This window comes from Halorussus sp. AFM4, from assembly GCF_051194995.1.
Lineage (GTDB): Archaea > Halobacteriota > Halobacteria > Halobacteriales > Haladaptataceae > Halorussus.
The window spans coordinates 310,168-332,840 of sequence record NZ_JBNTJT010000004.1 but is presented as its reverse complement, the minus strand read 5'-3'; the positions used below and the strand labels follow the sequence as shown (position 1 = coordinate 332,840).

Annotated in this window: 26 protein-coding genes; 12 read left to right on the top strand and 14 right to left on the bottom strand. The window is 70.1% G+C overall.

What is annotated here, in order from left to right:
• The first annotated feature begins 237 nt into the window (after positions 1 to 237).
• The gene (locus ACQUQF_RS19060; protein ID WP_435180720.1) at positions 238 to 1,278 is read left to right on the top strand and encodes an NAD(P)H-dependent flavin oxidoreductase; all 1,041 of its coding nucleotides are present in this window, start codon (positions 238 to 240) and stop codon (positions 1,276 to 1,278) included.
• A gap of 17 nt (positions 1,279 to 1,295) precedes the next feature.
• On the opposite strand, the gene ACQUQF_RS19055 is transcribed toward ACQUQF_RS19060, so the two are convergent.
• On the bottom strand, positions 1,296 to 2,615 hold the full coding sequence (locus tag ACQUQF_RS19055) for an MFS transporter (protein WP_435180719.1): 1,320 nt from the start codon (positions 2,613 to 2,615) through the stop codon (positions 1,296 to 1,298).
• A 155-nt stretch (positions 2,616 to 2,770) separates the two neighbouring features.
• The gene (locus ACQUQF_RS19050; RefSeq protein WP_435180718.1) at positions 2,771 to 3,130 is read right to left on the bottom strand and encodes a hypothetical protein; all 360 of its coding nucleotides are present in this window, start codon (positions 3,128 to 3,130) and stop codon (positions 2,771 to 2,773) included.
• 218 nt (positions 3,131 to 3,348) lie between these two features.
• On the opposite strand from ACQUQF_RS19050, the gene ACQUQF_RS19045 reads away from it, so the two are divergent.
• From ACQUQF_RS19045 to ACQUQF_RS19030, 4 genes are all read left to right on the top strand, one after another.
• Positions 3,349 to 4,305 (top strand): succinylglutamate desuccinylase/aspartoacylase family protein, encoded by a 957-nt coding sequence (locus ACQUQF_RS19045; protein WP_435180717.1) that lies wholly within the window; start codon positions 3,349 to 3,351, stop codon positions 4,303 to 4,305.
• Between the two features lie 58 nt (positions 4,306 to 4,363).
• Positions 4,364 to 5,491 carry a pyridoxal-phosphate dependent enzyme gene (locus tag ACQUQF_RS19040; protein ID WP_435180716.1) on the top strand — a complete coding sequence of 376 codons (1,128 nt, stop codon included), beginning with the start codon at positions 4,364 to 4,366 and terminating at the stop codon, positions 5,489 to 5,491.
• Between the two features lie 16 nt (positions 5,492 to 5,507).
• On the top strand, positions 5,508 to 6,032 hold the full coding sequence (locus tag ACQUQF_RS19035; RefSeq protein ID WP_435180715.1) for an NUDIX domain-containing protein: 525 nt from the start codon (positions 5,508 to 5,510) through the stop codon (positions 6,030 to 6,032).
• A gap of 65 nt (positions 6,033 to 6,097) precedes the next feature.
• Positions 6,098 to 6,622, top strand: a complete 525-nt coding sequence (locus tag ACQUQF_RS19030; RefSeq protein WP_435180714.1) for an NUDIX domain-containing protein — start codon at positions 6,098 to 6,100, stop codon at positions 6,620 to 6,622.
• Here ACQUQF_RS19030 and ACQUQF_RS19025 read toward each other — a convergent pair whose 3' ends face one another.
• On the bottom strand, positions 6,623 to 8,035 hold the full coding sequence (locus ACQUQF_RS19025; RefSeq protein WP_435180713.1) for a TiaS agmantine-binding domain-containing protein: 1,413 nt from the start codon (positions 8,033 to 8,035) through the stop codon (positions 6,623 to 6,625).
• 150 nt (positions 8,036 to 8,185) lie between these two features.
• Between ACQUQF_RS19025 and ACQUQF_RS19020 the strand changes: the two genes are divergently transcribed.
• The gene (locus ACQUQF_RS19020; RefSeq protein WP_435180712.1) at positions 8,186 to 9,145 is read left to right on the top strand and encodes a transcriptional regulator; all 960 of its coding nucleotides are present in this window, start codon (positions 8,186 to 8,188) and stop codon (positions 9,143 to 9,145) included.
• A gap of 121 nt (positions 9,146 to 9,266) precedes the next feature.
• Here the strand turns inward: ACQUQF_RS19020 and ACQUQF_RS19015 are convergent, their stop codons facing one another.
• The 8 genes from ACQUQF_RS19015 to ACQUQF_RS18980 all read right to left on the bottom strand — a co-directional run bounded on the left by ACQUQF_RS19015 (position 9,267) and on the right by ACQUQF_RS18980 (position 16,495).
• On the bottom strand, positions 9,267 to 9,524 hold the full coding sequence (locus ACQUQF_RS19015) for a glutathione S-transferase N-terminal domain-containing protein (RefSeq protein WP_435180711.1): 258 nt from the start codon (positions 9,522 to 9,524) through the stop codon (positions 9,267 to 9,269).
• Between the two features lie 336 nt (positions 9,525 to 9,860).
• The gene (locus ACQUQF_RS19010; RefSeq protein WP_435180710.1) at positions 9,861 to 11,342 is read right to left on the bottom strand and encodes an arylsulfotransferase family protein; all 1,482 of its coding nucleotides are present in this window, start codon (positions 11,340 to 11,342) and stop codon (positions 9,861 to 9,863) included.
• Between the two features lie 46 nt (positions 11,343 to 11,388).
• Positions 11,389 to 11,682, bottom strand: coding sequence for a hypothetical protein (locus ACQUQF_RS19005; RefSeq protein ID WP_435180709.1), 294 nt, complete (start codon positions 11,680 to 11,682; stop codon positions 11,389 to 11,391).
• 113 nt (positions 11,683 to 11,795) lie between these two features.
• The gene (locus ACQUQF_RS19000; protein WP_435180708.1) at positions 11,796 to 13,217 is read right to left on the bottom strand and encodes an NCS2 family permease; all 1,422 of its coding nucleotides are present in this window, start codon (positions 13,215 to 13,217) and stop codon (positions 11,796 to 11,798) included.
• Between the two features lie 245 nt (positions 13,218 to 13,462).
• Entirely contained in the window at positions 13,463 to 14,179 is a 717-nt protein-coding gene (locus ACQUQF_RS18995) for a phosphoribosyltransferase family protein (RefSeq protein ID WP_435180707.1), read from the bottom strand.
• Positions 14,180 to 14,340: 161 nt separating this feature from the next.
• On the bottom strand, positions 14,341 to 14,862 hold the full coding sequence (gene pyrE / locus ACQUQF_RS18990) for an orotate phosphoribosyltransferase (protein WP_435180706.1): 522 nt from the start codon (positions 14,860 to 14,862) through the stop codon (positions 14,341 to 14,343).
• Positions 14,863 to 14,981: 119 nt separating this feature from the next.
• Positions 14,982 to 15,341, bottom strand: coding sequence for a winged helix-turn-helix transcriptional regulator (locus tag ACQUQF_RS18985; RefSeq protein WP_435180705.1), 360 nt, complete (start codon positions 15,339 to 15,341; stop codon positions 14,982 to 14,984).
• A gap of 608 nt (positions 15,342 to 15,949) precedes the next feature.
• Positions 15,950 to 16,495, bottom strand: a complete 546-nt coding sequence (locus tag ACQUQF_RS18980; RefSeq protein ID WP_435180704.1) for a CDP-2,3-bis-(O-geranylgeranyl)-sn-glycerol synthase — start codon at positions 16,493 to 16,495, stop codon at positions 15,950 to 15,952.
• A gap of 88 nt (positions 16,496 to 16,583) precedes the next feature.
• On the opposite strand from ACQUQF_RS18980, the gene ACQUQF_RS18975 reads away from it, so the two are divergent.
• From ACQUQF_RS18975 to ACQUQF_RS18950, 6 genes are all read left to right on the top strand, one after another.
• A complete protein-coding gene (locus tag ACQUQF_RS18975) occupies positions 16,584 to 16,787 on the top strand; it encodes a hypothetical protein (protein WP_435180703.1) in 204 nt (67 codons plus the stop codon).
• A gap of 60 nt (positions 16,788 to 16,847) precedes the next feature.
• Positions 16,848 to 17,399: a metal-dependent hydrolase gene (locus tag ACQUQF_RS18970; protein WP_435180702.1), complete on the top strand. Its 552-nt coding sequence runs from the start codon at positions 16,848 to 16,850 to the stop codon at positions 17,397 to 17,399.
• Between the two features lie 145 nt (positions 17,400 to 17,544).
• The gene (locus ACQUQF_RS18965; protein ID WP_435180701.1) at positions 17,545 to 17,946 is read left to right on the top strand and encodes a hypothetical protein; all 402 of its coding nucleotides are present in this window, start codon (positions 17,545 to 17,547) and stop codon (positions 17,944 to 17,946) included.
• A 40-nt stretch (positions 17,947 to 17,986) separates the two neighbouring features.
• Positions 17,987 to 18,631, top strand: coding sequence for a twin-arginine translocation signal domain-containing protein (locus ACQUQF_RS18960; RefSeq protein ID WP_435180700.1), 645 nt, complete (start codon positions 17,987 to 17,989; stop codon positions 18,629 to 18,631).
• Positions 18,632 to 18,732: 101 nt separating this feature from the next.
• On the top strand, positions 18,733 to 19,569 hold the full coding sequence (locus ACQUQF_RS18955) for a proline dehydrogenase family protein (RefSeq protein ID WP_435180699.1): 837 nt from the start codon (positions 18,733 to 18,735) through the stop codon (positions 19,567 to 19,569).
• A 139-nt stretch (positions 19,570 to 19,708) separates the two neighbouring features.
• Positions 19,709 to 20,317 carry a DUF502 domain-containing protein gene (locus tag ACQUQF_RS18950; protein ID WP_435180698.1) on the top strand — a complete coding sequence of 203 codons (609 nt, stop codon included), beginning with the start codon at positions 19,709 to 19,711 and terminating at the stop codon, positions 20,315 to 20,317.
• Between the two features lie 27 nt (positions 20,318 to 20,344).
• On the opposite strand, the gene ACQUQF_RS18945 is transcribed toward ACQUQF_RS18950, so the two are convergent.
• From ACQUQF_RS18945 to ACQUQF_RS18935, 3 genes are all read right to left on the bottom strand, one after another.
• On the bottom strand, positions 20,345 to 20,581 hold the full coding sequence (locus ACQUQF_RS18945) for a hypothetical protein (RefSeq protein WP_435180697.1): 237 nt from the start codon (positions 20,579 to 20,581) through the stop codon (positions 20,345 to 20,347).
• Between the two features lie 219 nt (positions 20,582 to 20,800).
• Positions 20,801 to 21,577 carry a helix-turn-helix transcriptional regulator gene (locus tag ACQUQF_RS18940; RefSeq protein ID WP_435180696.1) on the bottom strand — a complete coding sequence of 259 codons (777 nt, stop codon included), beginning with the start codon at positions 21,575 to 21,577 and terminating at the stop codon, positions 20,801 to 20,803.
• Positions 21,578 to 21,638: 61 nt separating this feature from the next.
• Entirely contained in the window at positions 21,639 to 22,574 is a 936-nt protein-coding gene (locus tag ACQUQF_RS18935; RefSeq protein WP_435180695.1) for a branched-chain amino acid transaminase, read from the bottom strand.
• Between the last annotated feature and the right edge of the window lie 99 nt (positions 22,575 to 22,673).

Below are 22,673 nucleotides of genomic sequence, written 5' to 3'. Positions count from 1 at the left end.
ATGCAGGCGGCCGTTTTCCAACGGCCGAGGACCGGACCTGTGGCGTCCCCAAGGGGACCCGCTCGTCGCGGACGGCCGGCCGAGCGCCGAGGGGTGACTTCCAACCCGGCGCTCGCTCGGTCGGCGGCCTCGCGACGGCCGGGTCGGCGGGCGACACTCGCCGCTCCGGCGACAGCGCGCCGGCGGGCCGACGACCCGGCGTTTTTTCCGGCCGGTCGCGGTAGCTCCGACCGAGAGATGGCCCCGCTCGACACCCGGTTCACCGACCTGCTCGACCTCGACGTGCCGATCGTCCAGGCGCCGATCGGGAGCGCGACCTGTCCCGAACTCGCCGCCGCGGTCGCGGACGCCGGCGGACTCGGGATGCTCGCGATCACGTGGCGCAGCCCGGAGGAGACCCGCGAGGTCGTCCGCGAGACGCGCCGCCTGACCGACGGCCGGTTCGGCGTGAACGTCGTGCTGGACGACGACGCGAAGACGGTCTCCACCGGGGACCACCTCGACGCCTGTCTCGGCGAGGGCGTCGACGTCGTCTCCTTCTCGTTCGGCCCGGCCGACGACCACGTCGAGCGCGTCCGCGACGCCGGCGGCGTCGTCCTCCAGTCGGTCGGGAGCGCCGACGCCGCCCGCGAAGCCGAACGGGCCGGCGCGGACGCGGTGGTCGCCCAGGGCTGGGAGGCCGGCGGCCACGTCGAGAGCGAGGTCGCGACCATGCCGCTGGTCCCCCGCGCGGTCGACGCGGTCGACGTCCCGGTGGTCTCGGCCGGCGGCATCGCGGACGGTCGGGGCATCGCCGCGGCGCTGACGCTCGGGGCCGACGCGGCGTGGCTGGGCACCCGGTTCGTGGCGACCGCGGAGGCCCGGGTCCACGACCGGTACCGCGAGCGCGTCGTCGACGCCGCCGAGACCGACACCTACTACGGGACGCTGTTCGACGAGGGGTGGCCCGACGTGCCCCACCGCGTCCTCCGGAACGCCACGGTCGACGACTGGGAGGCGGCGGGCGGCCCGCCCCGCGGCGAGCGACCGGGCGAGGGCGAGGTCGTCGCCGAGACCCCCGGCGGCGAGCCCGTCGTGCGCTACCAGGACTCGCTGGCGGTCCCGGGGACGACCGGCGACGTCGAGGCGCTCCCGCTGTACGCCGGCCAGAGCGCCGGCCTCACGGAGTCGGTGGTCTCGGCCGCGGAGCTGACCGAGCGGCTCGCCGCGGAGACGAGGGAGGCGCTGTCGCGGGCGGGCAGCGGGTTCGAAGGGGACGCGGAGCGCTCCGGAGAGTAGGACCCGAGCGACAACCCTCACCGGTACGCCGGGAGCTCCTTCCCGAAGACGAGGAAGTAGCCCGTCCCGGCCAGGCCGACGACGGTCGCCAGCCCGAACGCCAGCGGCGGCGAGAAGCCGTAGATCCACCCGCCGACCGCCGCGCTCGGGACGACGACGGCGTTGCGCGCGAGGTAGTACGACCCGACCACCCGGCCGCCGGCGTCCTCCTCGGCCGGGCCGACGATGAGCGCCTTGTGGGCGGGCAGCCCGGCGAACCGCAGCCCCGAGACCGCGAACAGGGCGGTGACCAGCGCGGTCTCCGAGAGGTGGACGCCCGCGACCGTCAGGCCGTCGGCGGGCACGTTGACCAGCAGCGCCGGGAACACCGCGTAGACGACGAAGCCGAGCGCGACGACCGGCTTGAGGCCGACCCGCCGGGCCGCCTTCGAGACCGGGATCATCACGACCAGCGCGACCGCCATCTCCACCGCGAGCAGCACCCCGAAGAAGGCGTCGGGGCCGAGATAGCCGGCGACGGGGAGGGTCGCGCTCACTTCGAGGTACTGGGTCACCACGAGCACGACGAAGACGTACACCATCCCGTTGGCGAACCGGACGAGGGTGTCGCCGACGAGCAGGGGCCGGAGCACTGCCGGCATCCCCCGGAGGTCGTCTATAATCTGGGCGACGCCCTCGAACTCCTTGCCGAGCGAGTCCCGGGAGGCGTCGTACAGCAGGTGCTGGGCGACGGTCGCCAGCAGGCCGAACCCGGCCGCGACCGCCAGCACGTAGCGGAAGCCCACCGCGAACTCGTACATCGCCAGTAGCCCGGCCGCGATCAGCGGGCCGAGCAGGAACGCGGTCCGGCGGAACGTCTCGGTGCTGGCGAACCCGGTCGCCAGCTCCGCGGGCGGGACGCTCTGCTTGACGATGGCGAACGTCGCGCCGAGGCCGAACGACTTCCAGGCCTGCGCGAGCAGCAGGCCGACGAAGATCCACGCCCAGCCCGGAACCGGCAGGACGTCGAACTCGGGCGCGAGGAACCACAGCAGGAAGCCCAGCGTCGAGGCCAGCCCGAACGCGGTCAGCGCGGTCCGCGAGCCGACGCGGTCCGAGAGCGCCCCGCCCGGGTAGGGGTACACCGCGCCGATGAGGTTGCCGAGGCTCCCGTAGAGGCCGATGACCAGGCTGCTCGCCCCGAGGACGCCCAGGTACCGGCCCATGTACCGGCCGGTCATCTGGAAGCCGAGGCTGAACGCGAACATCGCCAGCGAGAGCACCAGGACGTCCCGCTCCAGCGCGAAGAACTGCCGGAACGCCGCGAAGGGGTCGGCGCGCTCGCGGTCGGTCGCCATGTGCGGGAGGTGGAAACCGACCGACAAAACTCCCGGGGTGACGGCGCTACGTTCGTCTACGGACGACAGGGGACGGCTCCGGAGGTCGCGGCGGCCGACGGGACGCGCCGGCGAGGCGCTCGCGTCGGCGAGCCCGCCGTCGCCGGACCCCGGCGCTACGTCCCGCCGGAGTACTGCTCGTCCTCCATCGGCTCGGCCGGCTCGGGCCGGTCGTCCTCCAGGTCGAACTCCTCGGCGAGTCGCTCGCGGAGCGACGCGATGCGCTCGGTGTCGCGCTCGTCGGCGAGCACCTCCGACTCGTTGAGCGCCGAGAGGACGACGGTCGCGTCGCCCCGGTTCAGCTCGACGGTCGCGTTCTCGGCGTCGTCGAGGTCGCGGTCGAACCGGGATTCGAGGTCGTCGAGCTCGTCCTCGGTGGCGTCGGTCGCCCCCGGTTCGTGGCGCCGGAGCGCGTCCAGCACGACGTCGGTCTCGGCCCCGTTGAACGTGATCTCGGCTGACTGGTCCCCCGCCATAGTGTGCGTTCGGCTACCACGCGAGCGGACATACCAGTGGTGGCTCGTCCGACCGGAAGTTCGGAGGTTCGTCCGACCGTGGGTTCGAGGTCTCGTCCGACCGGAGGCTCGGTGGCTCGCGTGCCTGCGCATCTCGAGGTCGGTTCAACGTCGACGGAGCAACTCCGGCGACGGTCAGACCGAACCGCTAAAGGGCGTGTAGCCGTCGGTTATGGGTAATGACGACGCTCGGAACGGCGAGTGCCGCGCCCGGCGAGGTCGACACCGGGCGGTTGCAGGTCGGCGAAACGCGCGACGGCGGCGAGTTCGGCCTGCCGGTCGCGGTGGTCAACGGCGCTGAGGACGGCCCGACGCTGTACGTCCAGGCGGTCAGCGACGGCGACGAACTCAACGGGCTCGGCGTGATACAGCGGGCGATTCCGCGCATCTCGCCCGAGGACCTCTCCGGCACGATACTGGTCACCGGAATCGTCAACTACCACGCGTTCCAGGTGGCCGAGCACCGCAACCCCATCGACGACACCAAGATGAACCGCACCTACCCCGGCGACGAGTCGGGGACCTCCAGCGAGCGCATCGCGGCCGCCACCTTCGAGGCGGCCACCCGCGCGGACCTGATTCTGGACCTCCACCAGGGGTCGACGAGCCGGATGCTCAACGAGGTCCGGGTCCGGTGCGGCCAGCGCCACCGCCTCCACGACGAGTGTCTGGAGCTCGCCAAGGTGTTCGGCTGCGGCCACGTGCTCGACCAGAAGGGCCCGGAGGGCCAGCTCGCCCGCGTCGGCCCGGACGAGGGCATCCCGACGGTCGACCCGGAGCTGGGCGGCTGCGTCGGCTGGAACGAGGAGAGCATCCGGTACGGCGTCGAGGGGCTGTTCAACGTGCTGCGGTACTACGGGTTCCTCGACGGCGACGTCGACCTCCGGCCCCAGACCCGCGCCACGAGCTTCGACCGCTACGGCGCGCCCTCGGGCGGGCTGGTCCGGTTCCGGAAGGACCTGGGCGACCGGGTGGAGGTCGGCGACGTCGTCTTCGAGGTGACCGACCCGTTCGGCCAGCTCAAGGCCGAGGTGACCGCCGACGACAGGGGCATCTTCTGGCGCTCGCGCCGGCTCCCGCAGGTCGCGACCGGCGAGTACGTCTGCTCGGTCGGGACCGACGTCGACGAGTTCTGACCGGCGATAGCGCGCTCCCTTCGACAACTATTGGTTCGTGGCTGCGGCACTGACGGACATGCCGACCGACCTCGCCTGCCCGGACTGCGGCCGGCGCTACGACGCCGGCCCGGACGAACCGTGGCGCTGCGACTGCGGCCGCCCGCTGGAGTTCGCCGAGCGACCGCTCCCCGAGGGCCCCGCGCCCGACTTCGCGGAACTGGACACCCGGAAGGGGCTGTGGGCCTTCGAGGAGTTCCTGCCCGTCTCGCCCCGCGTCACGCTCGGCGAGGGATTCACGCCGCTGGTCGACGCCGAAGGTGATTCGGGTTCCGCCGGCGACTGGGACGCGAACGTCCGGTTCAAGCTGGAGTACGTCTTCCCCTCGGGGAGCTTCAAGGACCGCGGCGCGACCGCGACCCTCTCGCGGGCCGCCGAACTGGGCGTCCGGAAGGTCGTCGAGGACTCCTCGGGCAACGCCGGGGCCGCCATCGCCCAGTACGCCGCCCGGGCCGGCGTCGACGCCGACATCTACGTGCCGGCCGACGCCAAGGAATCGAAGCTGGCGGCCATCGAGCGCGTCGGCGCCACGCCCGTGCAGGTAGAAGGGACCCGGCAGGACGTGACCGACGCCTGCATCGAAGCCGTCGAGTCAGCCGACGAGGCGGGCTGGTACGCCAGCCACGCCTGGAACCCCGCGTTCTTCGCGGGCACCCAGACCGTCGCCTTCGAGGTCGCGGCCCAGCGCGGCTGGGACGTGCCGGACGCCGTGGTCACGCCGCTGGGCCACGGCACCCTCTTCCTCGGCGCCTACCGCGGCTTCCGCGCCCTGAAGGAGGCCGGCTGGACCGACGAGATGCCGACGCTGCTCGGCGCGCAGGCCGCCGGCTACGCACCTATCGCGGCGGAACTGCACGGCGCCGAGGCGGCCGACGGCGACAACTCGACCGCCGACGGCATCCAGATCGTCGACCCGGTCCGGAAGGACCAGATCCTCGACGCCGTCGAGGAGACCGGCGGCGACGCCATCGCCCTCGACGAGGAGCCGGTCGACGCCGCGCTCGACCGGCTGCGCCGCGCCGGCTTCTACGTGGAACCGACCTCGGCGGTCGCGCCGGCCGCCGTGGCCGCCTACCGCGAGCGCGGGGTGCTGGACGCGGACGACGACGTGGTCGTTCCGCTGACCGGGAGCGGGCTGAAATCGTGACGGGGGCCGACGCTCGATGACCACCTACCCGGCGACCTACTGCCCGCAGTGCGGGACCGAACTCGCCGCACGGGAAATCGAGGGGCGCGAGCGAAAGTACTGCCCCGACTGCGACCGGGTCGTCTGGCGCAACCCCGCGCCAACCGCGGGCGTCGCGGTGGTCGGCGACGCGGGCGTGCTGCTGACCGAGCGCGCGGTCGAACCCGGGGTCGGCGACTGGGCGGTCCCCGGCGGCCACCTCGAACTGGAGGAGTCGCCGCGGGAGGCGGCCGCCCGCGAGCTCCGCGAGGAGACCGGCGTCCGGGTCGACCCGGACGACCTCGTCCTGCTCGACACGTTCGCGGCCGACCAGTTCGAGGGCAAGCGCATCGTCTCGATCGGGTTCGCTGTCCGGCGCGAGGCGACCGAGGGAGAACCGGCGGCCGGTCCGGAGGTGGCCGACGTGGGTTGGTTCACCCCCGAGTCGTTCGCCCGGACCGGCGAGGCGTTCCACCCGCCGCACGGCGAGCGCTTCGAGAAGGCGTGGGAGCGGCTGGGGTAGGAGGGGCGGAGGTCTTCTCGGCGATTCAGTAACGCCTATGAGCGGATACTTCGATGAGTCGACAGATGACGCAGGAGGTCGCCGACTACTGTCCGTACTGCGGCGGCGAACTCGCGGACCGTCGGACGGACGACCGCGAGCGCCGATACTGTCCCGCCTGCGAGCGCGTCGTGTACCACAACCCCACGCCGGGAGCCGACGTGACCGTCGTCCGCGACGAGTCGGCGCTGCTCGTCCGCAGGGCGGCCCCGCCGGGGGCCGGCGAGTGGACGGTCCCCGGCGGTCACCTCGAGGCCGACGAGCACCCGCGGGTCGGCGCCGCCCGCGAACTCCGCGAGGAAGCGGGCGTGTCGGTCGCCCCCGAGGACCTGACGCTCGTCGAGACCGACCTCCTCGATTCGACGGGGGAGAAGTACGTGCTCAACGTCGGGTTCGCCGTCCGGGCGTCCGAGACGGCCGGCGAGCCCTCGGCCGGAACGGACGCGACCGAGGTCCGATTCTTCGACGCGGACGAACTGGCCGCCGACGAGCACGACCTCCGACCGCACGTCCGCGACCGCGTGGCGTCGGCACTGGACGCGCTCGGCTGACTACTTCTCGGGGTGGACCGGCGCGTCGAACCCGCCCCGGACCAGCGGTTTCGCGATGTGCCGGCGAGCCTCGGGCGGCACCTCGTACCAGCCGACCGCCAGTTCTCGGTCGACCGCGCGCTCGACCTTCCCCGGCGCGGTCGTCCCGCAGTCCCGGCACCGGTAGCCCTGGCCGGCGCCCGCGCTCTCCATCGACCGGTCGCACTCCGGGCAGTCGGGCGTGGCGAGCTCGGTCCGGTCCAGCTCGCGCACCGCGAACTTCTCCAGCTTGAGGGTCCCGTCCGACACCTCCCCGCAGGCCGTGATGCGGTCGCCGGGCCGGAGCGCCCGGACCCGGTCCCGGAAGCGCTTGGTGGGCTCGAAGGCGGCGCACCGGAGTTCCGCGCCGGAGTCGGAGTTCGCCGATTCGGAGTCGGAGTTCGCCGATCCGGAGTCGGGGTCCGACCCGGCGTCCCGGAGCGAGAAGAAGACGTGGCCGCCGCGTCGGGTCTCGGGCGCGTCGGCGACCGTCCCGTCCACCCGGTAGGCCCGACCGTCCTCGACGTCGGCGAGGGCGGCGTCCCGGAGGTGGGCGTCGGTACCCTGGTTCGTGACGAACACCGCGCGGCGCGAGACGGGTTCGCTCTCGATGGCCTCGGCGACCGCGCGGACGACATCGGGGTCGTCGCCGCGGATGCCGTGGAGGATGGGGCCGGGCGTGTGCGGGACGCAGACCAGTTGGCCGGTCTCGCGGTCGACGGTGTCCCAGGCGGCGGGGTAGGCGTCGTTCGCGGCCTCGAAGACGGACTCGGCATCGACCTCTCGCGGCGCGCCGACCCGGTCGGGCTCGCGGTAGGAGATGCACTCGTAGGTCCACGGGTCGGTCGCGTCGCCGGCGTCGCCGTTCGCGCTGCCGCCCTCGCCCTCCGCGTCCTCGCCCGCCCCGAAGGCCGCCCAGGCGCCGACCGCCGCCAGCGCGCCGACCTTCCCGCGGCCCAGCTTCCACCCCGCGCTCCGGTAGCCCGCGGCCGCGATGCGATCGTCGGCGTCCGCGACCGAGAGGTGGTCCCGAACCGCCGCGCGGGCGAAGTCGGCGACCCCGTTCGGGACGTCGTCGGGGTCGCCCGGCGCGACGACCAGGCCGGGGTTGGTCCGGGGGTCGTCGGTCTCGGCGACCGCGTCGATCTCCTCGCGGGCGACGCGGAGGGCGTCGTCGGGGTCGGCGTCGGTGTGGACCGCGAGCGCGGCGTTCCCGCGGGTCTTGTGCTCGACCGCGGGGTTGAGCCGCACGAGCAGCAGGCGCTCGACGCTCGCGGCGTCGGTCGCGTCCTCGCCGGCCGCGTCGCGCAGTCGCTCGGCCAGGCGGGCCGCGAGGTAGGTCGTGCACATCCCGCGCTCGCGGGAGTCGGTGTCGTCGACGCCGATGACTGTCACTGCCTCGGGTAGGGCCGTGTCGGATTAACGACTTTCGGACCCGCCCCGTCTTCTGTAATCAAGCTACCGTTCCCTCCCCGGCCAATCGCAAGCAGCCGTCGGGGTGGGGTCGTCACAATGCATATATAGGGGAATCACTTACATGCGGATATGTCCCGGTCTGCACTGGTCGGGAACGTGACCGCAATGCTGGAGGACGCGGGGTTCACCGTTAGCGACCGGTGCGCGATTCGACCCAAGAGCTTCGACGTGGCCGCGCGGCGCGGCGCAGACCTGCTCTTGCTGAAGATACTGGCGAACGTCGACGCGTTCGACGGGGAGACGGGCCTGGAGATGCGGCGGCTCGGGGAGTACCTCAGCGCGACCCCGGTCGTCGTCGGCCTTCGGACCCGCGACGAGGAGCTGGAGCCGGGCGTGGTCTACTTCCGGCACGGCGTCCCGGTCCTGAGCCCCGACACCGCCATGGAACTGTTCGTCGAGGGGATGGCGCCGCTGGTGTACGCCGCGCCGGGCGGCCTCTACGTCAACATCGACGGCGACGTCCTGCGCGACGAGCGCGAGGAGCGCGACTGGAGCCTGGGCCGGCTGGCCAGCGAACTCGGCGTCTCGCGGCGCACCGTCTCGAAGTACGAGGACGGGATGAACGCCAGCGTCGAGGTGGCGCTCGAGCTCGAGGAGATGTTCGACGGCGACCTCACAAGCCCGGTGGACGTGCTCGACGGCGCCGAGGAGGTCCGCGAGGGCGAGCCGACGCCCGAGGACCCCGAACCGGAGCGCGACGACGAGCACATCGTCACGGTGCTGACCCGCGCGGGCTTCGAGGTCCACCCCACGGTCCGCGCGCCGTTCAAGACGGTCAGCGAGGACGAGGACAGCCACGAGAACGTGCTGACCGGCCACTCGGCGTTCACCAAGGCTGCCGAGAAGCGCGCCCGGATCATGTCCTCCATCGGGCAGGTCGCCCGGACGCGCTCGGTCTACTTCGTCGACGAGGCCAAGCGCGACAGCGTCGACAGCACCGGCCTGGTCGAGCGCGAGGAGCTCGAGGACATCGACGACCCCGACGAGCTCCGGGACCTCATCCGCGAGCGCGGCGAGAAGCCGGCGTGACCGCGCCGTAGCGGCCTCGCCATCGAACGATCGCTCTCTGGGTAATCTACCGGTCGGTAGTCCCTGCGGCTACTTCGTCACGGACCGTTCGACTGCGAGAAGCGGAAATCGCTGCGTGTCGCTACGCCGCGCCGTCGCCGTACGTCTCTTCGAGGTACTCCACGATGTCGTCGCTCTCGGGCATCCCCTCGACGTCGTTCTCCTCGTCGACCAGCACGGGGACGCCGGTCTGGCCGCTGACCTCCTCGACCTCGTCGCGCTCGGCGTGGGAGCTCGGCACCATGTGGGACTCGTAGTCGAGGTCGAGCTCGTCGAGCTTGTCCTTGACCTTCGCGCAGTACGGGCAGCCCTGGAGTTCGTACAGTTCGAGGTTCGCCATGTCTGCTCGTAGGCACGTCGCGGGTAAGAACGTGGTGGTGCCGGAAGCGCGTGACGAGAGTTCGGAGCGAGACGGCGGAGATACTCAAAAGGTGGCAGAACGGGGACGGATAAGAGATAGCTAGCTACTGCCGGCACAAATATACCGCACAGCCCCGCAACCGCGACCGCGGGCCTCGCGCCTCCCCAGCCGCTTGCGGTCCTCGGTCGCTTCGCTCCCTGCGGCCCTCATCCCTCGCACGCATCGGCGCGGCCACTGACCGGCCGCGCCGGCGTGCGCCGGAAAGAAGGTTCCAACGAGCGGAAGCCCTTCAATTCGCCCTCGCGGTGCCGTTCCTCACTCCGCAGGCCGGCGCACTCGGCTGACGACCCGGGAGACGCCCCGCCGGATGCGGCGGCGCTGGTACACCGCCTCGCCGAGCCCCCAGACGACGACCAGTCCGCCCGCGAGCACCGCGCCGAGGAACTCCCAGCTCGACATCCAGACCGGGCGGATCCACGGCGTGACGTGGGCCCACAGCCGGGCGGCGTGGTTCGCCTCGGCGGCCACCGGCGTGCCCTCGAACGCCGCGGCCAGCCAGAACGAGACCGTCTTGGTGTCACCGCCGACCGCGAGCCGGCTCCCGCTGAGGTCGTAGTCGCCGGTCGCGCCGAGTTCGCGCATGGTCGGCCCGCCGGCCTCGTCGCCGTAGGTGATGCGCTCGGCGTCGTAGGGCGCCCACGGCGCGTGGAACTCCCAGACCACGTCGCCGGTCGGGGTCACCTCGACGACGCGGTGGTGCATGGTGTCGACGACGAGCGTGTTGCCGTTCGGCAGCCGGTCGGCGTCCCGCGGCCAGTTGAGCCCGCGCGTGCCGACGCTCCAGGTCCGGGTCCACGCGCTCCCGTTCGCGGCGCCGCCGGTCGTCGCGTTCCCGGTAGAGGTCGCGTTTCCGCCCGCCGTCGCGTTCCCGCCCGTCCTGGCGTACTCCACGATGCGGTCGTTCTCGCTGTCGGCCACGAGCACGGTGGGCGTCCCGTTCGCTCCGCGGAGGTACTGGGGATTGTGCTGCTCGTAGAGGACCGAGTGGTTGCCGTCGCTGCCCAGTTGCATCGTGACCTCGTCCGTCGAGCGGTTGACCACGATCACCTGGTCGAAGTTCCGGGGCGAGACCAGGTACTCGCCGTCGGCGATCTTGTCGACGTCGTTGACGTGGGTCCAGTCCTTCGGGCCGCCGCCGCCCGACTCGGGGTAGCCGTGAGCGGCGAACTCCCACTCCCAGACCGTCTCGTCGGTGGTCCTGTTGTAGACGAAGATGCGGTCGCCGTGGGCCGGTTCGCGCATGTTGGCCACGAGCAGCTGGTCGCCGTTGATCAGGTCGACGTCGTGGGTGTCGTGGATGGGAAGGCGCTCGGTCCAGACCCGCTCGCGCGTCTGGGGGTCGAACTCGTACACCAGCGTGGCGTTCGGCGTCGTCGCGGTCACCAGCAGGTTCCGGTCGGGCAGCGGGTCGACGTCGTAGAACCACCGCGCGTCGAACCCCGAGCCGTTGTGGACCCACTGCACCTCGCCGCGGGGTCCGACCGCGATCAGGCGGGCGGGCTTGTTGGCGTTGGCCATCCCCTGGAAGTGGAAGCCCTGGATGGAGATGACCGTGGTGCCGTTCGCGGGGTCGTCGACCGACGCCCGGAGGTTGGTCGGGTCCTCGCTCGTGACGAGGAACGTCGCGCCCGAGATGGCGGCGGGCGCGACCAGCGCCAGCACGACCAGCGCGAGCGCGCCCCGAACCAGCCACCGGCGCGGAACCCCGCGGAGGGCGTCGAGTGAGGGGCGGTTCATGTCGGATGCCACGCAGGCGGCGGGGATTAAAATTGGGGCGCGGCGGTCAGACCGGCAGGCGGTCGGCGAAGGTCGCGGCCTCCTCGTCGCCGACGCCGTAGGCGGTCACGCGCCTGCCGTTACGCGAGAAGGAGGTGTACTCCGGGGACATCACGCCGATGACCTTCTCGACCGGGATCGAGACGTAGTCGTACTCGTCGGTGGCGACCTGGTTGAACCCGACCACCCAGTCCCAGTCCTCGATGACGAAGGCGGCGTCGACCTTCGTCGCCTCCTCGTCGGCGTAGTATATCTTGGCGATCGGTCCGTCGTCGGTCTCGGAGCGCTCGTATTCGTCCATCGTCGAAGGTGTACATCGACGTGCGACGACATAACTGTTTCTCGGCAAGACAACGACTCGCACGGGGCGAAGCCGGCGGACGCGGAGAAGGGAGAGCGAGAATCGAGCGACGCTCAGACGCTGGCCTGGAGGACGCCGCTGGTCCGGACGAAGAAGTAGACGACGAACGCGGCCGCCAGCATCCAGTGGCCGGGTCGGACGTCCTCGCGCTCGCCCGCGGCGAGCTTGACGATGGGGTAGGAGACGATGCCCGCGGCGATGCCGTACGCGATGGAGAAGGCGAACGGCATGACGAGGATGGTCAGGCCGGCGGGCACGACGTTGGTGACGTCGTCCCAGTCGATGTCGACCACGTTCTGGAGCATCACGACGCCGATGACGACCAGCGCGATGTGGGAGGCGTACATCGGGATCGCGGCGGCGACCGGCACGAACACCAGCGAGACCAGGAACAGGATCCCGACCGTCAGCGCGGTCATCCCGGTGCGGCCGCCCTCCTCGACGCCGGAGGCCGACTCGATGTAGGTCGTGACCGTCGAGGTGCCGAGCATCCCGCCGACGGTGGTGCCGACGGCGTCGGCCATCAGCGGCCGGTCGATGTCCGGGAGGTGGCCGTTCTCGTCGAGGAAGCCCGCGATCTGGGAGACCCCCGTCAGGGTGCCCGCGGTGTCGAAGAAGTCGACGAAGAAGAACGTGAAGACGACGAGCGCGAACGAGAACGCCTCGATGTCGCGGAGCCCCTCGAGGAAGGCGCCGGCGAGCGGCGTGATGTCGTAGGTGGTCGCGGCCGCTCCGGGGGTGAGCGTGTTGGGCGCGACGAGGCCGGCCCACTCGGCGCCGTAGCCGATGCCGGTCGTGAGCAGGATGCCGAGGATGATCGAGCCGGGGACGCCCCGGGCGTAGAGCGCGAAGGTGAGGAACAGCCCGACGACCGAGACGACGGCGACCGGGCTCTGGCCGATCGGGGCGAGCGCGACGATGGTGCCGCCCTCCCCCGTGATGATGCCCATCGCCTCGAGGCCGATGATGGCGAGGAACAGGCCGATACCCGTGCCGACCGCGAACTTCACGGGCTCGGGGAACAGCCGGATGACGTACTCGCGCGCGCCGATCGCCGTGAGCGCGATGAAGATGATACCCTCCACGACGACGGCCGCGAGCGCGACCTGCCACGCGATGCCCATGCCGAGGACGACCGTGAACGCGAAGAACGCGTTCAGGCCGAGGCCGGGCGCCTGCGCGAACGGTCGGTTCGCGTAGAACGCCATGATCAGCGTCGCCACGGCGGCCGCGATGAGGGTGACGACCGCCAGCATCGACTCGGTCTGGGCGGCCGAGTAGTTCTGGAGCTGGATGGCCTGCGCCAGGATGTCGGGGTTGACCACGACGATGTAGCTCATCGTCAGGAACGTCGTCAGCCCCGCGAGGACCTCCGTCCGGAGGTCCGTGCCGTGCTCCTCGAAGCCGAAGTACTCCGCGAGCGCGCCGGTCACGCCCGAATCGGAGCGCGCGTCGCTCGTTTCTTCAATTCCCATGATGCACGAGTGGGCATACTCGCGAGAGGATATTTAAGTATTCTCATCGCAGACACCCAATTGTGCACAACCGTGCATCAATTCTGGGCCTCTGACCGGTTGGAAATCCGAAATCCAACACGGACGTGCTCACGTTCGCGGGGGTGACGTCCGTGGACTGGGTGGGCGTCCGTAAACTGGGTGGACGTCCGCAAATGGGACGGACGGTGACGTATCGCGGAGAATCGTCCCGGCAGCCGCGGAGGTCACTCCTCGTACGTCGTCAGCGCGCCCACCGGCGCGTCGGTCCGGCTCTTCGCCCGCTCCAGCCCCTCGTCGCCGGCCGCGATGAGCGCGAACACGCCGCCGACCGCGGCGTCGGCCCGGTCGACGATGTCCAGCAGCAGCTCCTGGGTCTCGCCCGACCGGATGAGGTCGTCGACCACCAGCACGGTCTCGCCCGCGTCGATGGCCGACGCCGGCAGGTAGTAGGTGAGCTCGATGCCCGACTGGAGGCGCTGGCGCGACTCGATGAACTCCTCGACGGCGGTCTCCTTGGACTTCTTGGCGTAGGCGATCCGGGCGTCGAAGTACCCCGCCATCGCTGCGCCGAGGGTGATGCCGTCGGTCGCGGCGGTCAACACCACGTCCGGGCGGTCGAAGTCGAAGGTCTCGGCCGCCACCGGGGCCACCAGGTCGAGGAACGACTGGTCGAAGACGACCCCCGAGTTGTCGACGTACCCCTCGTCGTCGACCCGGATCCGGGCCTCGAGTTCGGCGGCGAGCTCCTCGCGGCCGACGCCGCCGACGATCTCCTTCGCCCGGTCGACGCTCGGGAGGACGTGGCCGTTGACGTAGCGGTTCAGGTCGCCGGCGGGGAGCCCCGTCACCGCCGCGAGCTCGTCGTAGGTCCGGGTCTGCTTCAGCATCCGGAGGACGGCGACCGCCTGCAGCTGGAGGGTCGCCTTCTCTGCGCGGTTCATGTCTCGGCCGAATCATCCCACGAACTTGAATACCTCGATAGCCGGGCGAGCCGATTTCCGCAGAACTGCGTAATCGTGGTCGGCACGATTGGGCGATCGTGGGGACTCGTAACGGCGACGGTACGGACGGAGCGACGGTCCGCAGGGCGGCCGCGTCGCGGCTACTCGGCGTCGAGCAGGTCGCTCGCGGTCAGCAGCGACTCGAGTTCGACGTCGCGGTCGGCGAGGTTCTCGGCCGCGCCCTCCTCGCGGTCCACCACGACGAGCACCCGGTTCACCGTCGCGCCCGCGTCCCGCAGCGCCTCGACGGCGTCGGCGGCGCTCCGGCCGGTGGTGGCGATGTCCTCGAGGACGACGACCTCCTCGCCCTCCTCCAGGCGGCCCTCGACGAGGTTGGCCGTGCCGTACTCCTTCTGCTGCTTGCGGGCGATGACGTACGGGTTGCCGGTCTCGACGCTGGTGACCGCCACCAGCGGGACGCCGCCGAGCGCCACGCCCGCGAGCTTCTCGTCGCCGACGCGCTCGGCGAAGGCCTCGGCGATCAGTTCCAGGCAGTCGGGGTCGGTCTCGAAGAGGTACTTGTCGACGTAGTAGTCGCTGGTCCCGCCGTGCGAGAGCTCGAACTCGCCGTACTCGACCGCGTCGGCGTCCCGGAGCGCCGCGATGAGTTCCTCGTCGGTCATCGTCGGGGAGTCGGGGCGGCGGGCGGATAAACAGTTCCGTTTGGCGCGGGAGGGTCGGCCCGCGCGGGAACGTCGTTTCGAGGTCGGTCGGCGTGGGAGCGTCGTCGGTCGCTCGGGGGTCAGTCGCCGGTCTGACCGGCGTCGAGCCACTCGTCGGCCCACGACTCCAGCTCCTCGAAGACGGGGCAGAGCTGGCGGCTCTTCTCGGTCAGGCTGTAGTACGTGGCGATGGGCTTGTCCTCGACCCGGCGGTTCACCAGCCCGGCCTCCTCGAGGTCGTCGAGGACGCGCGAGAGCGTCCGGGAGCTGGCGCCGGTCGAGCGCTCAAGCTGGTTGAACCGCTTCTCGCCGCTCTCGTGGAGGTCGTTGAGCACGACGAGCCGCCACTTCGAGCCGATCTGCTCGATGGCCTCGACCACCGGGCACGCGCCGGGGTTCTTCTCCTCGACGGTGTCGGGCTGGGAGTGGATAGACGACATGGTGAGAGCTACTACCCGTCTTATCGGGAGGCGTGCAAATAGGTTCCGATTCGAAGTAGGTAACGTAACGAAACCAGCTGTCGGAACTCGAGCGGCGACGCGACGACCGGCGGCGCGGCGGACGTCACCGCCCGTGGCCGAGTCGGTCGCCGGGCCGGCGTCCCCAAGGGTCGGGCCCGACCGGCGAGGCGCTCCCGCGGACCGCGACCGCTTCCGGAACGCCGACGAGACGGCGAGTTACGCCGAGGCTAACGGCGCACCGGCAGTCGATTCGCGGTGTACGGTTCGGGCGCGCTACCGGTCGACGATCGGAGGATTACGCCGGCGAACGGTGGCGGACAACTATCTGCAATCGACGTCTGCGTGCCGACGACCGCAGTGGAGTTGCGGTCGCGGTGCAGACCAGTAGTTCACCGCGAGCGAACGAGCGCAGCGAGTGAGCGAGCGGACCAAGCGACGACCGCAGCGAAGCGCAAGAAGGAGCGCAGCGTCTGCGTTCGCTCCGTTCACGCAGGCTCGCCAGAGCGTTCCTCTGACGGCGTTTTTGGTCGAGCTTTCTATCGAAGGAGATCGTCTGTGGGCGATCTCGCTCGTAATAAAACGGTCGTTTACCACGGCTCGTCCTTCAGGCCGAGCGCGTAGGCGATGCCGTTGGTCGTCAGGTGCAGGACGGGGGTCGCGACGACGACGACCGCGAGCACCGGGACGGTGAACACGTCGCCGAACCAGTCGGGCGCGGCCAGGAACGCCAGCAGCAGCGCGAACACCACGAAGTCGAGCTGGTCGACGCCGGGGAACGCCGCGCCGCGCTCGCGGCCGGTCCGGCGCTTGAGGAACGACGCCGCGATGTCGCCGAGCATCGCGCCCGCCGGGAGCGCGACGACGACCGCGAGCGGGAACGTCGGCAGCGCGACGCCGAGCAGGTCCGAGACGGTCGGTTCGGCCGCGTTGAGAATCAGCGCCAGCGCGGCGCCCGCGAGGGTCCCGACCGCGGTGCCCCGCCACGTCTTGCCGTCGCCGAGGAGTCGGCGCCCGTTCCAGGTCCGTCCGGCGTCGATGGGCCGGCCCCCGCCGGCCAGCACCGCGGCGTTGTTCGGCACGTAGGCGGGCAGCATCGCCCACAGCGCGACCGCGACGGTCTCGAAGACACCCATGTGACGACACGCGGACCCGCGACCCTTAAGGACCGGAGGTTCGCCGCCGGCGAGTGGGCTTACGTTGGGGGGCCGCGTACGTCCGGCCGTGAGTGGCGCACTCGAACCGATGGCCGTGCTCGCCGGGACGGCGCTGCTGTCGTACTGCACCTGGCAGTTGCTCTTCGATCCCGTACGCGGTCCGATTCCGGGGCAGCTACTGCCGGTGGTCGCGCTCGCCGTCGGTGTGATAGCGGGGCTCGGACTGATGGCGTGGGGGTACCACCGACTCGGCGTCCCGTATCCGCCGTGACCCGCCGGCGATAACCGTTACCTACCTCCGCGGCATACCTCGTCGCAGGTCGTTCCACCCGTGTACCCCGCTGGTCACTACGGCGTCGCGCTCCTCGTCGCCGCACCGGTCGCCGCCTTCCTGGGTCGGAAAGCCGGCACGGTGTTCTCGACGTTCGTCCTCCTCGTGGCCGTGCTGCCGGACATCGACAAACACGTGCCGGGCGTGGTCCACCACGGAGTGACCCACACGTTCCTGTTCGCGGCCGTCGCCGCGGTCGTCGTCGGGGCGCTCGCAGGGGCCGCTTACTGGGCGTACGTCGTCTCGCCGGCGACGCCCCGCTGGCCGACCCTGAGTCCGAAGCGCGTGTTCGTGTGGGCCACCGTCGGCACGTTCCTCGGCGTCGCCGGCCACATCGTCGCCGACGTGCTCGTCCTGCTCCCCGGCACGCAGCCGGTCAGCCCGTTCTGGCCGGTGTTCAACCGGAAGCTCCACTACGAGATCGTCCCGCTCGGGGCGCCGGTGCGGAACCTCGCGCTGCTGGCGGCGGGGTTCGCGGTCCAGGCCGCGATCTACCACTTCGACGACAGCTCCCGCTCCGGCGGGCAGACACTCGCCTCGTACTTCAGGTAACGGTCCGTTGTTCCGCCGACGGACCGAGTAAAACGGCGTTTAGATGGGCTAAAAGCGGGTTATATCAGCAATTGGCCAACGGCATTAACCGCGTGGACGGAGTTGATACTGATGTCCTGACGCGGGACAGTGACTCTCTACAACAATGATGGGGAACCAGAACAGCGACATCACGGCGAGCGAGGCTGCGTTGCAAGAGGAGGGAGAGCAGATGGAGGCGTACATGTTCCAGAACCAGTTCTTCCCGAACGGGGAGTTCCACGTCGTCTCGGGCGAACTCGAAGCCGTCCCGAACCCGGCGGGGGTCGGGGAGGGCGGGCTGCTGAGCAGCTTCAACACGCGCATCATCCAGTACACGAACGCCCAGAACACCTTCGCGTACTTCTTCCCGTACCAGGACGCGGAGGTCGAGCAGGGCGTCCTCTACCGGCTCGGCGCCGACTGGGGCGACATCAACCAGGAGGGCGGCGACGGCGGCGGCGAGACGCCCCGGTCGAACCTGATCAACGTGACGTTCCAGCAGGTCGGCGCGGCCGACGAGTTCTGATGCCGCACAGTTCGCGAACCACCACTACCCGAGACAAACAATGACGGAAGACGACACCATCATCGAGGAACTCACGGGCGAATCGTCGCGGAGAACGTTCATGAAGTCCAGCGCGCTCGCGTCGGGCGGGCTCGCGCTGGGCGTCTCCGGCGCGGGCACCGTCGCCGGCCAGCAGGACGGCGACGGCGGAGACTGGAAGCGCGGGCTGATGTTCCAGACCAACTACTACCCGCGGGCGCAGTTCACGGTCCGGTCGAAGCCGCTGCCGTGGGCCCCGGTGTACAACCAGAACGAGGAGGACTTCCTCAACGAGGAGAATCAGGGCCTGCTGTTCCAGAACCCGGCGGTCTTCCGGAACATGAACGCCCACGTCATCGAGTGGCAGTTCGCCGGCCAGGAGTGGGGCTTCCTGTTCATCCCCAACGACGTGAACGTCCAGCAGGGCCAGACGTACCGGACGAGTCCCGTGTTCGGCACGTTCGGCCCCGACGACTTCGAGGAGTACGGTATCGGGCCCGACGTCACCGACGACGCGTTCGTGGGCGCCGACGAGAACCAGTACCTCGACGAAGGCGCGAACGAACTCGGCCTCATCACCATCCAGTTCCAGCCGGTCGACGGCGGCGGCGGTGACGGCCAGAACGGCGGTGGCGGCAACGAGACCGACGGTAACCAGACCGCCTGAAGCTGGCTCACCGACTCGCTTTTCGCGCGGTCCGAGCGCCTCTTTTCGCGGCGGTAGCGGAGATAGCAACGTTATAAGACGAGGGGTCCCAAGGGCCGACCATGATTCCCCCCGTCGCCAGTCGGTTCGTCGCCGGCGAGACGCCGGCCGAGGCGCTCGACCACGCCCGGGAGCTGAACGACCGGAACGTCAGGGCCATCCTGAACCTGCTGGGCGAGCACTACGACGACCGCGGGCCGGCCGACGAGGACGCCGAGGCGTACCTCCGGCTCGTCGACGACATCGGCGACACCGCGGTCGACGCCTGCATCTCGGTCAAGCCCTCCCAGATCGGCCTCGACGCCGGCACCGAGGTGTTCCGCGAGAACGTCGAGCGCATCGCGGACTACGCCGCCGACGCGGGCGTGTTCGTCTGGATCGACATGGAGGACCACACGACGACCGACGCGACCCTCGACGCCTACGAGGAGCTGGCGCGCCGCCACGAGGGCGGCGTCGGGGTCTGCGTCCAGTCGAACCTCCGGCGCACCGACGACGACCTCGAACGCCTCGCGGAGGTTCCGGGGAAGGTCCGGCTGGTCAAGGGCGCCTACGACCCGCCGGCCGAGATCGCGTACGAGGAGAAGTCGGTCGTCGACGACGCCTACCGCCGGCACCTCGAGTACATGTTCGAGCACTTCGACGGCGGCATCGCGGTCGGCAGCCACGACCCGGAGATGATCGACCGCGCGAAGGCGCTCCACGAGGAGTACGGGACCGACTTCGAGATCCAGATGCTGATGGGCGTGCGCGAGGACGCCCAGTACGACCTGGCCGAGGAGTACGAGGTCTGGCAGTACGTCCCCTACGGCGACAAGTGGCTGTCGTACTTCTACCGGCGCGTGATGGAGCGCAAGGAGAACCTGACGTTCGCGCTCCGGGCGGTCCTCGGCCGGTGAGCGAGGCAACGGCGCCGGGCGCGGGGGTGCGCGTCGCCGGCAGGACCCCGGCGGCGGGCCGTCTCCCGCGCGGCGTTCGGCGGCGGGGCCCGTCAGAGAACATCTAGTTTATGGGCCTGCGCTCGGATACACCCGATAAATGTCCTCGTGGAAGCGCGACATCGCGAGCGGACTCGTCGTCATCTTGCCCATCCTCGTCACGGCCTACATCATCGCGTGGCTCTACCTGGCGATCGCCGGCCTGCCGTTCCTCCAGGACGTCACGCCGCCCATCCGGGTCGCGACCGTCCTGGTCGTCTTCTCGATGCTCGTCCTGAGCGTCGGCTACATGATGCGGACCGCGGTCGGGTCGCTGGTCGAGGGCGCCATCGACGGCGTGATGAACCGGCTCCCCGGCCTCCGGGTCGTCTACAACGCCTCGAAGATGGCGGCCGAGACCGCGCTCTCGGACTCGACCGACCTCCAGGCCCCGGTCAAGGTGAAGGTCTTCGGGAACATGCGGATGACCGCGTTCAAGACGGGCAAGAAGACCGACGACGGCCGCGAACTCCTCTTCATGCCGACCGCGCCGAACATCACCACCGGGTTCGTCATCGAGGCCGAGCCCCACGAGTTCGAGGAGACCGACGAGAGCGTCGAGGACGCGCTGACCCGCGTGCTGAGCGCCGGCTTCGGGGAGACCAGCGAGTCGGGCATCCCCATCGACGTCGAGGACGAGAAGGAGACCCAGTCGACGCCGCCGCAGTGACACCACCGCGCGGACGCGAACGGCGCGTCACTCGCTCGCTTCCGGCGTCGCCGCGGCCCGCTGACCGGCGATGTGCGAACAGCGTCCGCAGAGGGTCAGTCCGCGTCGCTCGGCCGCCGCCGGCGATAGCCGCCGGTGAACGTCGGCGGCGAACTGGCTCTCTGCGTTGATCGACCCGCACAGGCTCGCGGTCTCGGCCTCGTTCAACAGGTGGTATCGCCCTCCGCTCGATGCCTCGGTCTCTTTGGCAATGACAGCCTCCATAGCAGATCACCTTGTCGCGGACGAACGGCGGCGTGCCCGAGGGTGTGGGAGTCGCTCGCTGTTCCGACCTTCCCCCAGACGCCCTGGCACGCGTTCCACGTACTCGTAGAAGATCACGAGGACCAATGTCAGTGTACCCCGCGCACAGCGGTCACCCCCTGCACACGGACACTCGACGCGAAATCGGGGACCGTACTCGCCGCTCTGGAGGCGTCCGGTCTACCCCACGGGTCGCGCCCGGGACAGGTGCTCCGCGTAGGTATCCCGGGCCCAGCGATGGACCTCGCTGTTCTCCGTCTCCAGGAGCGCACGCGGTTCACCGTCCTCGTCGACGCCGATCTGCACGATATCGTCGAGAACTCCCAGGTAGTAACGGACCTCCTCGTCGGTAGCGTACAGCTCGAATCGGTCAGATCCGAGCAGGTCGTCGTATATTGGCCGGTAGTCGGAGCTGTTCCGGAGGGTGTCGATGACGCTCGAGGTCCCGATGAACTCTATGCGAGCACTGCCGTCCAGGATCCGATCGCGAGTGACTTCCATGGCGTGGAGCCCGACGAGCGGGAGAATCGCCCGTACCGTCTCTGCCTCCTCGAGGCGTTTGACGTGGCGGTTCACCATCGCCCACGGATCGCCCTGCGAGGCCGTGACGACGGTCGCGTCCGACAGTAACCGGAGATCCAGGTCCAGGTCCGACCGATCGAGCCACTTCAAGACGGGTTGGAGGTGTTCGGCGGCGGACACGGTCTCGCGGAAACCGGTGAACTCGTCGGCGATCAACTCCCCGCACGTCGCCAGCGAGTACGCTCGACCGCGACTTCGAACCCATCCCCGGTCTTCGAGCGCCTCCAGATTGCGCTGGACGGTCGTCCGGGACGCGTCTATTCGGTCACGCAGCTCGGTTCTACTCAGCTCCCCCTCCCGGCGTAAGGCGTCCATCACCTCGACTCGTACCGCCGACCTCGCCAGGAACTCGATGTCCGCTCTCCCACCCTCCATACGCCGCCACTCCGATCAACGCGACAATAAAGGTACGGCCGGTCTCCGGATCGAACCGCGCTTACGCCTCGACGTACTCGAACCACTCCTCGTGGTCGTCGGTGCGCCGGTTCACGACGTCGAAGAACCGCGACTGGAGCTCCTCGGTGACCGGACCGCGGCCGCCGTCGCCGATCTCGACGTTGTCGACCTTCCGGATGGGCGTGACCTCCGCGGCCGACCCGGTGAAGAACAGCTCGTCGGCGGTGTTGAGCTCGCCCCGCGAGATGCTCGCGTTGTCGTGGACCTCGTAGCCCAACTCCTCGGCCAGCGTGATGACCGAGTCGCGGGTGATGCCGTCGAGGATGCTCTCGGAGAGCCCGGGCGTGTAGATCTCGCCGTCCCGGACGAGGAACAGGTTCTCGCCGGGCCCCTCGGCGACGTTGCCCTCCTTGTTGAGCACGATGGCCTCGGCGAAGCCGTTCCGGCGGGCCTCCTCGCCGGCGAGCATGCTGTTGACGTAGAGGCCGGTGGTCTTGGCGTTGGTCGGGATCTGGCTGGAGGCGTGCTTGCGCCACGACGACACCATGACCTCGACGCCGTTCTCCAGCGCCTCGTCGCCGAGGTACGCGCCCCACGGCCACGCCGCGATGGCGGTCCGGGTCGGGTTGTCGCCGGGGCTCACCCCGAGGCTGCCGTAGCCGTAGAAGACGACCGGTCGGACGTAGCAGGACGCGAGGTCCTGGCGCCGGATGAGTTCCTTGGTCGCCTCGGTCAGCTCCGCCGGGTCGTGGTCGATGTCGAGGTCGTAGGGCTTGGCCGAGTTGTACAGCCGTTCGAGGTGCTCGTCCCACCGGAAGATGGCCGGGCCGTTCTCGGTGTCGTAGCAGCGGACGCCCTCGAACACGCCGCTCCCGTAGTGCAGGCCGTGGGTGAGGACGTGGACCTGGGCGTCGTCCCAGTCGACGAACTCGCCGTCCATCCAGATCGTGTCCACGTCCATCTCGTCGAAGCTCATACGTGCAGACGTTCGGAGGCCTCCTTTAAGAGTGTTCACGGTTCGGCACACCGGTTCGCGGCACCGGCGACCGCCGCCCGGGCGCGAAGAAGGAGGATT